The sequence below is a fragment of the Bacillus sp. PPSBB_2 genome (assembly GCF_045291115.1).
Lineage (GTDB): Bacteria > Bacillota > Bacilli > Bacillales > Bacillaceae_G > Bacillus_A > Bacillus_A cereus.
Genome location: NZ_CP147983.1, coordinates 333,175 through 342,126, shown reverse-complemented (window position 1 = coordinate 342,126; position 8,952 = coordinate 333,175). Strand labels below are relative to the sequence as shown.

The following is an 8,952-nucleotide window of genomic DNA, read 5'->3' as shown; positions in this document are numbered from 1 at the left end:
GAGGGTGTTGCAAAACTCATAAATATCCAAAAATGAATGCATAAAGAAACCCGTTTTCCTGGAAGAATGATAGTATCCTAAAACTATCTCCAGAAAGGACGGATTTACTAGTATGATAACCAATTTTGATCAAAATCAATCCATTTTACAAATTTTATTTGCCTACGTAGACAGTTTAACCATTGGAGGCGTTCCGCCTATGACAGGCCGCCCACCCATCTGTAGAAAAGCTTTACTCAAATGTTTTTTTATAAAAACGGTATTCCAGATCAATTCATTACGTAAGTTAACTCGTTTTTTACATCAATATCCTTCATTTCGTGTATCTTGTGGCCTTTCGCTTGTTCCTCATATATCTACTTTTTCACGTGTAGGCACTTGGTTTCGCAACGAAGAAATTCCGTTGCTTCATAAACAAATTCTTCAAGAAAAGAATTTAGGGTTAATTCCGTGCGTTTTAATTGATAGTACAGCCTTACGGAGTAGTTTATATGATTCTCAAGCGAAATGGGGAAAATCTACTCGCTATGGTTGGTATAAGGGATATAAAACTCATGTCTGTTCTACACCAGAAGGTGTTATATTGTCGTATGCATTTACAACCGCAAATGTACATGATAGTAAAATAGCTCCTGCATTGCTTCGGGATATACAAAACCAAAATGTGTTATTTTCCGTTGCAGATGCCGCTTATGATAGTCAGCACATTCATGAAATTGCCGGAGCATGTGATATCTTTGCGATCAATCCAATTAACCCGCGTAATAGCGGACCAATCAAAAGTACACATCGTCGTGTAGTGTCTCATTTTCTACAAACTACCTTTGGCAAACAGTTGATGAAAGAGCGTGGAAAAATTGAACAACAGTTTAGTCATCTCAAAGATAAAGGGCTGGAACAGCCACGTTGGTATGGTCAAAATCGCTATCTATTGCATGTTCAGCTAGTTTTTCTGATTCATAACATTGCATATTTATTTTAGTTTTGCAACACCCTCCATTATAGATAAGTATATTTACCATGATGGATTTTTATGTAAATTCTAGTTTTATATTTATAAATCTATCATAAAAGAATACTATTTTAAAGAAAGTTTTCTGTCTAATCTGAAAAAACAATTAAAACAATTGGTTTTTCAGATCACCTTACTGTTCGCTAGCTATTTTCATTTATAAAAAAAGACCAGGAAAACTCCTGGTCCATTACTCTACTTAACAAACATTGGATTCTACGTTATACAGAATTGGAAGGTACAGAATTAGGGTTTGTTTGTTAAGCAGATTATATGTTGAACGAACTAACAGCGGAGGGGTTCCTTCTGCTAGCCCGTTAAACCCAATCATTATTTTACGATTTTTTCAAGCTCCTCAAGTGAAAGATCTACTGAAATTGAACCATCATTTGTTTCTTTCTTAATTGCATCTGTTACTTCTTTTGAATGGTATAATTCAATTACTTTTTTCAGTGTTGGATCATCTTTATCTTTCGTACGAGCTGCGAAAATATTAATATAAGGCTTCGCATTTTCATTCTTTGGATCTTCTAAGAAAATAGGATCCTTCGCTGGATCTAATCCAGCTTGACCAGCAACACCGTTATTAATAACTGATGCCGCTACATCTTTTAACACACGAGGTGTTTGCTGTGCGATAACCGGTGTAATTTTTAATTTCTTCGGATTTTCAGCAATACCACTTGGATCTCCAAATAGACCAAAATCCTTTTTCAGCTTTAATAATCCAGCTGCATCAAGAAGTTTTAATGCACGTGCTTGGTTCGTTGGATCGTTTGGAATTGCAATTTCTGAACCATCTGGGATTTCATTTGATTTCTTATATTTTTCAGAGTATAAACCCATTGGTGCAATTTGTGTTGTACCAACAGCTGTAATATCTAACTTATGTTCCTTTTTAAATTGCTCTAAGAACGCAATATGCTGGAATGAGTTTAGTTCAATATCTCCATCAGCTAACGCTTTATTTGGCGTTGTGTAATCGGAGAACTCCACCAGTTTAATCTTAATCCCTTCTTTTTCAGCTTTTTTCTTCAAAATTTCCCAAGCGTCTCCATCCGTTCCAGTTACACCGACGCGAACTACTTTTTCTTTCGCTCCTGCACCCGTGTCTCCACTTGAGCAGCCGCTTAATGCTGAGACTCCTACAATCGCTGATAATGCAAATGCTAAAATTTTCTTCATTTTCTTTTCCTCTCTTCCTTTTTATGATCTGCGTAACAAGACTTTCGCAAAGTAATTCCCTAAATTTTGAGCTATCTGTACGAGAATAATAAGTAACACGACCGTTACGAACATAACTGATGTATCAAAACGTTGATAACCATATGTCATTGCTAAATCACCAAGACCGCCACCACCGACAAGCCCAGCAACTGCAGAAAATTCAATTAAACCAACTGTCATAAATGTGACACCTAAGATTAATAGTGCTAACGCTTCTGGTACAAGGATTTCAAAAACAATTCTAATTGGCGAGGCGCCCATTGCTTGCGCTGCTTCAATTACTCCTTTCGGAACGGAAACAAGGTTTGTTTCAACCATTCTAGCAATACCAATTGATGCGACTAAGGTCATCGGGAAAATTGCTGCTGCTGTTCCAATCGTCGTTCCGATAACACTTCTCGTTAGTGGACTTAACGCTACTAAAAAGATAATGAATGGTACCGGACGAATTGTATTAATTATGATGTTAAGAATAGAAAAGACCCATTTATTTTCTAAAAAGTTTCCTTTTCTCGTTACATATAAAAGTAAACCTAGCGGTATACCAAGAATTGTAGCAAATATAAGGGTTACAATTACCATTAAGAGGGTATCCCCCGTCGCATCTAGTATGCGCGGCCAAAATATACTCCAATCAACTCGCATGAGCTTCTACCTCCTTCAGCTGCACTTGCAGTCTTAGATGTTGTAATGCTTTTTGAATTTCCCTCTGCTCCCCTTGCAACTCTACAAGAAGATTTCCAAATAGCACATTTTGAAGTTCAATAATATTTCCGTACAGTACATTTACATCGACGTTATAGTTTTTTGCGATATATGATAGTACCGGCTGTCCTGTCTCCTCACCAGTAAATGTTAGACGATAAATTTGACCACCATTTTGAATTTTCGCTAGAACACTTTCCGGTAAATGATCATTAATGACAGAACGTACAAAGTTTTGAGTCGTCTTTGTTTTTGGTTGCGTGAAAACATCAAACAGTTTTCCTTCTTCAATAACTTTTCCCTTCTCCATTACGGCTACACGGTGACAAATTTCTTTCACAACATGCATTTCATGTGTAATAAGAAGAATTGTTAAATTGTATTCTCTATTTACTTTCTTTAATAAGTTTAGAATTTCTGTCGTTGTTTCTGGATCTAAGGCTGATGTTGCCTCATCACATATAAGAATATCTGGCGATGTCGCAAGTGCTCTAGCAATGCCCACACGTTGCTTTTGTCCACCTGATAGCTGCTCTGGGTAATAGTTTGCTTTATCTTCTAACCCTACAAACTTCAGCAGTTCATTTACTCTTTCTTTTATCTCATTCTTTGGTACTTTCGCTAACTTTAATGGATAAGCAATATTTCCAAATACTGTTCTTGAATTAAATAAATTAAAACTTTGAAAGATCATTCCGATTCTTTGTCTTAGTTTACGTAATTCTTTCGTCGATAATGATGTAATATCTTTATCATCTATTGAAATCGTTCCTGCCGTCGGTCTCTCTAACATATTTACTAGGCGTAATAACGTACTCTTTCCAGCGCCACTAAAACCGATAATGCCAAAAATTTCGCCTTTCTCAACTGATAATGTTACATCCTCTACCGCATGAACAGATTGCCCAGCTGATTCATACACTTTACTTACATTGTTAAAAGAAATCATTTTTTCCCCTCCTATATGCTGTAAAAACTTGAAGCAGAGCTTTCGAGGTAAAATAAAAAGTGCTCTCCTTCTTATCAACCATAAAGATAAGAAGGAGAGCACTTATATGTACTCATTCACATCTTCTCATCTTCCAAGCCTTTATATGGCTTGCTGGAGTTAGCACGGTATTAAAAAAACCCGTTGCTGAGGTATCGTAGGGCCAGTCCCTCCACCTCTCTGGATAAGAATGTATCGATTTAATTGTCGTTTAATTAATTCTCATTATAGAACTCAGAATAATAAGAGTCAATACATTTTTTAGAAAAATATTAATTATTCCTTTATTAAAATTTTCAGATGAAAATTCATGAGAAAATAGTAACTTTCAAGGTTATTTAAAATTCTTCTTCCTCATATTTTTAAACAGGAGAATCTTCTCTACGAATTGAATAAATTTATTTGAATATGAAACTCGGAGGAAGATAAATATATGAAAACAGCTCTTTTACTCATCGATATTCAAAACGATTATTTTCCAAATGGAAAGATGGAATTGCGTAATCCAGTAGAAGCAAGCGAATATGCTAATCAGTTATTACAACACTTTAGAACAAACAGCGAACCTATTTTTCATATCCAACACGTAGCTATAAAAGATGACGCTACTTTTTTCCTACCTAATACAGAAGGTGTACATATTCACGAAAGCGTACGTCCACTTAGAGAAGAAACAGTTATAGTCAAACATTATCCAAATAGCTTCCGAGAAACTAATCTTCTAGAGCAATTAAAACGTTTAAATATTGAACATGTCGTTGTATGTGGGATGATGACTCATATGTGTATCGATGCTACAGTAAGGGCTGCATTCGATTTTGGCTTTCAATGTACCGTTATACATGATGCTTGTGCTACAAAAGACCTGTCTTTTAAGAACGCTACTATACCAGCTGTTTACATTCACAATACAATTTTAGCTAGTTTAAATGGCGTATATGCAAATGTAATAAGCACGCAAGAATTTTTAGCTACATAAAAAAACACTCCTTTCAGTGAGCAAAACCGAAAGGAGTGTTCCTTGTCGAACCATAGATTTTCTTTCAAATTGTATTATACAGGAAATTCTCAAAATGAATACTAAAAAATATGACTAATAAGTCAACTTTTCTCATCATTTTATTTCTGTTCACATGTTTATCCCGCTATTAATAGGTTTTAGCTCATTCCCTTCGAACGATGGTAATATATAGGATTTCAATTTTAAAAGGAGCTCTTCACATTCTGTGAAGAGCTCCTCTACTATTTCTTATAAAGTTTCAGAAGTAGTTTTTGCTTGCATGTGAAGTGCTAAGTAATCAGGTCCACCAGCTTTAGAGTCTGTACCAGACATGTTAAAGCCACCGAATGGTTGGTAACCTACGATTGCACCAGTACATCCACGGTTGAAGTATAAGTTACCAACGTGGAAGTCTTCGCGTGCTTTTTCAATATGGTCACGGTTGTTAGTAATAACAGCACCTGTTAAACCGTATTCCGTATTATTTGCAATTGCAAGTGCATGATCGAAGTCTTTCGCTTTACAGAATGCTACTACTGGTCCGAAGATTTCTTCTTTCATTAAGCGAGCATCTTCTGCAACGTCAGCAACGATTGTTGGTTGGATGAACCAGCCTTTAGAATCGTCTCCTTCGCCACCTGCTAAGATTCTACCTTCTTCTTTACCAATTGCAACATAGCTCATTACTTTATCGAATGCAGCTTGGTCATTAACAGGACCCATGTTTGTACCTAATACTGCTGGGTTAGCAACTGTTAATTCTTTTGTTAATTCAACAGCACGATTTAATACATGATCATATACATCTTCATGGATTACTGCACGAGAACATGCAGAACATTTTTGTCCTGAGAATCCGAATGCTGATGCAACGATAGACTTAGCTGCTAATTCAAGATCTGCTTCTTTATCAACAACGATTGTATCTTTACCGCCCATTTCAGCGATAACGCGTTTTAACCAAATTTGTCCTGGGTTTACTTTCGCTGCACGCTCATAGATGCGGATACCTACATCACGAGATCCCGTGAAGCTTACGAAACGTGTACGAGGATGATCTACTAAGTAGTCACCAACTTCAGAACCGTTACCTGGAACGAAGTTTACTACGCCAGCTGGTAAGCCAGCTTCTTCTAATACTTCCATAAATTTCGCTGCTACTACAGGAGTTGTACTAGCTGGTTTTAGTAATACTGTGTTACCAGAAACTAAAGCAGCTGTTGTCATACCTGCCATAATTGCGAATGGGAAGTTCCAAGGAGAAATGATAACACCTACTCCTAATGGAATGTAAGAGAAACGATTATATTCAATTGGACGGCTTTCTACTGGAATACCGTCTTTTAATTTTAACATTTGACGACCATAATATTCCATAAAATCGATTGCTTCTGCTGTATCAGCATCTGCCTCATTCCATGGCTTACCTGCTTCTTTTACAAGAATAGCAGAGAATTCATGTTTTCTGCGACGAACGATTGCTGCAGCACGGAATAAAATATCTGCACGCATTTCTGGCTTTGATTTTCTCCAAGTTTGGAATGTTTCATCCGCTACTTGCATTGCTTTTTCAGCTAACTCACGGCTTGCTTTTGAAACACGACCAACAAGTTCCTCTTTATTTGCAGGGTTTACAGAAACAATTTTGTCTTCTGTAGTGATTTTTTCTCCCCCAATAATTAATGGATAGTCTTGTCCAAGATAAGATTCTACTTTCTTTAAACCTTCTTCAAACGCTAATTTGTTAGCCTCCACTGAAAAATCTGTAAATGGCTCATGTTTGTATGCTACTACCATTTTTTTTAGCCTCCCCTTAGAAAAACGTTTACATTTTACAACATTATTCTACACGATAATTTAGATTTATTCAAATATTCCTAGACTTATATTTTAAAAATTAATAAATTTTTAAAATATAATAAAAAAAAGAGATTCATACATGCGTATGAATCTACAAAATATGAGTATATTCCAAAACATTTTTCCCGATCAATAATATAGTAACTAATAAAAATAAAGTCCTTACATATCCAACACCTTTTTGAACCGCAAACTTCGATCCAAAATAAGCACCTAAGATCATTGATAATCCCATGATAATACCGTATTCAAAATGAATTATATCTAAAAATAAAAAAGTAATTAAAGATACAATATTACTAACAAAGTTCAAAAGTTTTCCAGATGCTGCCGCTTGAATAAAATCCAGGCCAATTAATAAAAATGCAAAAATTAAAAACGACCCTGTCCCTGGTCCAAAAAATCCATCATAAAATCCTATCATTAAAATAGCAAAGAAAAATATTAATGTTTTTCTTTGCGTCATCTTCTTATAGGTAGACACACTTCCCCAATTCTTTTTTGCAATAATATAAATAGCAATAAATACCAACATTACAAGTACTAATGGGCGTAAAATATCCGGTGGAATAAATTTTACTACTAAAGCACCTGCAACAGCTCCAACAATAGTTAACGGGATTAACTTTCCTACAATTTTAAAATCAACTTTTCCTGATCGAATGAAATACATCGCACTCGTAAACGTCCCCATTGTTGCCGCTAATTTATTCGTTGCAATTGCCGAAGCTGGCGATAAGCCAACAAACATAAGTGCAGGAAGCGAAATTAACCCTCCTCCTCCAACAACGGAATCAATAAAAGCTGCTAAAAAACCGAATGCAATTAATAAAATAATGACTTGAAAACTTAATTCTTCCATGAGCTTTACCCCTTACCCCTATTTTTTACAACATTTTAAATTATAACAAAATTACATAAGAAAAAAAGCTGTTCCATAGAGGAACAGCCTTCATATTTAATCTAAAATCTTCACAAGTGGTTCATCTTGTTTTGCTTCACGTATAATAATAGCTTCTGGGCGTTCTACAGATTTAATCGTTACTTGTACTTTCATATAATTCGGGAAGTATTCCATAACAAGCCCTGCCACATATTGTGTAAAACCAACTATTTCAGCTTTTCCATTAAACTGGACAGGAATATCAAGCTTCATTTCTCTTAATTCATCATCTCTATACATACCAGTACCAATAACAGCTGTATAATCGCCTTGGAAATAATCGCTTAGTTTTGCCTTAAAGTTGGATACTCTTGCAAGGTCTTCACGTTTATTATCTGTTTTCGCTTGCTCTGATGGGAACAAATAATATTTTTCATTAATTTGTTTCCAATCTTCAACCGTTTCACTACCTTTTTCGGCATTTGCATAAGAAACAAAATTACCTGGCACGAGCGAAGACTTTGGAGCTTGGCGATAAATCGCAAATGTTATTGGAATATTTTTGGTTTCAGGTTCTTTTTGATGTATGACTTTCAAAATTTCTTGCGCCATTTTTTTCCCTTCAGCTAACATCTTTTCATCCGGGATTGCAGCTTCACGTGGATAACCATGCTCTTCGTTAAAATATTGAACAGAATTCATCGCTAATCCAACTACCATACCAACGCGTTCCTCGCCGTTATCGCCTTTTTTCACATAATAATCATGCTCTAAAATATTCGAAATATATATTGGATTTTTTTTATTTTTCACTTCTAGTGATTCGGATCCTGTTCCTAATGCAGGGTTTAATCCTATATTAGGAAATTTAACTGCATCTTTTTTTAATTTGTCCTCTAGTTCCTTTTGTTCAGCATCTGTACGTTTTCTTTTAACAAGCATCTGTATAGTTTGAGTATCTAGAGCTTTTCCGCCTTTTAAAAAATTATCTTTCGTACTAAATGATTCTTTTGCAATTCGCATTAACCCTGTTTCAAATTCATCTATATCAAGACGACTATTTAACCCTTGCACGACTAAACCACGTGCCTTTCCACCATCAAATGGAATAGTCGTCTTATAATATTCATCCGAAATAGCGTATTTTGGAACAACTGATTGTTCTTTTGCTTTCCCCGATTTCTCAGCCACTTTTTCATCTTTGTCGGCACCTGCACTACACCCACTTACAAGTAGGCCAAGGCTTAATACCGCTAATGCTATTTTTTTCATGGTAA

7 protein-coding genes, 1 pseudogene and 1 riboswitch are annotated in these 8,952 nt (G+C 35.6%); of the genes and pseudogenes, 2 read left to right on the top strand and 6 right to left on the bottom strand.

Annotated features, from left to right (window positions below; genetic code table 11):
* Positions 1 to 112 precede the first annotated feature (112 nt).
* Positions 113 to 982: an ISNCY family transposase gene (locus tag V6946_RS01750; RefSeq protein ID WP_023520903.1), complete on the top strand. Its 870-nt coding sequence runs from the start codon at positions 113 to 115 to the stop codon at positions 980 to 982.
* Positions 983 to 1,342: 360 nt separating this feature from the next.
* On the opposite strand, the gene V6946_RS01745 is transcribed toward V6946_RS01750, so the two are convergent.
* Genes V6946_RS01745 through V6946_RS01735 form a run of 3 tightly spaced genes read right to left on the bottom strand, consistent with a single transcriptional unit; the run spans position 1,343 to position 3,893 of the window.
* Entirely contained in the window at positions 1,343 to 2,197 is an 855-nt protein-coding gene (locus tag V6946_RS01745) for a MetQ/NlpA family ABC transporter substrate-binding protein (RefSeq protein WP_000721599.1), read from the bottom strand.
* 21 nt (positions 2,198 to 2,218) lie between these two features.
* The gene (locus V6946_RS01740) at positions 2,219 to 2,884 is read right to left on the bottom strand and encodes a methionine ABC transporter permease (protein WP_366982049.1); all 666 of its coding nucleotides are present in this window, start codon (positions 2,882 to 2,884) and stop codon (positions 2,219 to 2,221) included.
* Positions 2,874 to 3,893, bottom strand: coding sequence for a methionine ABC transporter ATP-binding protein (locus V6946_RS01735; RefSeq protein ID WP_000622969.1), 1,020 nt, complete (start codon positions 3,891 to 3,893; stop codon positions 2,874 to 2,876). Before V6946_RS01735 ends, V6946_RS01740 begins: the two co-directional genes overlap by 11 nt.
* A 123-nt stretch (positions 3,894 to 4,016) precedes the next feature.
* A riboswitch (SAM riboswitch) is annotated at positions 4,017 to 4,123 on the bottom strand.
* 242 nt (positions 4,124 to 4,365) lie between these two features.
* On the opposite strand from V6946_RS01735, the pseudogene V6946_RS01730 reads away from it, so the two are divergent.
* Positions 4,366 to 4,931 (top strand): annotated as a pseudogene (locus V6946_RS01730) (cysteine hydrolase family protein).
* Between the two features lie 250 nt (positions 4,932 to 5,181).
* Here the strand turns inward: V6946_RS01730 and pruA are convergent.
* The 3 genes from pruA to V6946_RS01715 all read right to left on the bottom strand — a co-directional run bounded on the left by pruA (position 5,182) and on the right by V6946_RS01715 (position 8,947).
* Complete coding sequence (gene pruA / locus V6946_RS01725) at positions 5,182 to 6,729, bottom strand: L-glutamate gamma-semialdehyde dehydrogenase (protein WP_000259555.1); 1,548 nt, start codon at positions 6,727 to 6,729, stop codon at positions 5,182 to 5,184.
* A 154-nt stretch (positions 6,730 to 6,883) separates the two neighbouring features.
* Positions 6,884 to 7,654, bottom strand: a complete 771-nt coding sequence (locus V6946_RS01720; RefSeq protein ID WP_000391974.1) for a TSUP family transporter — start codon at positions 7,652 to 7,654, stop codon at positions 6,884 to 6,886.
* A 96-nt stretch (positions 7,655 to 7,750) separates the two neighbouring features.
* Positions 7,751 to 8,947: a CamS family sex pheromone protein gene (locus V6946_RS01715; protein ID WP_000717028.1), complete on the bottom strand. Its 1,197-nt coding sequence runs from the start codon at positions 8,945 to 8,947 to the stop codon at positions 7,751 to 7,753.
* Positions 8,948 to 8,952 lie beyond the last annotated feature (5 nt).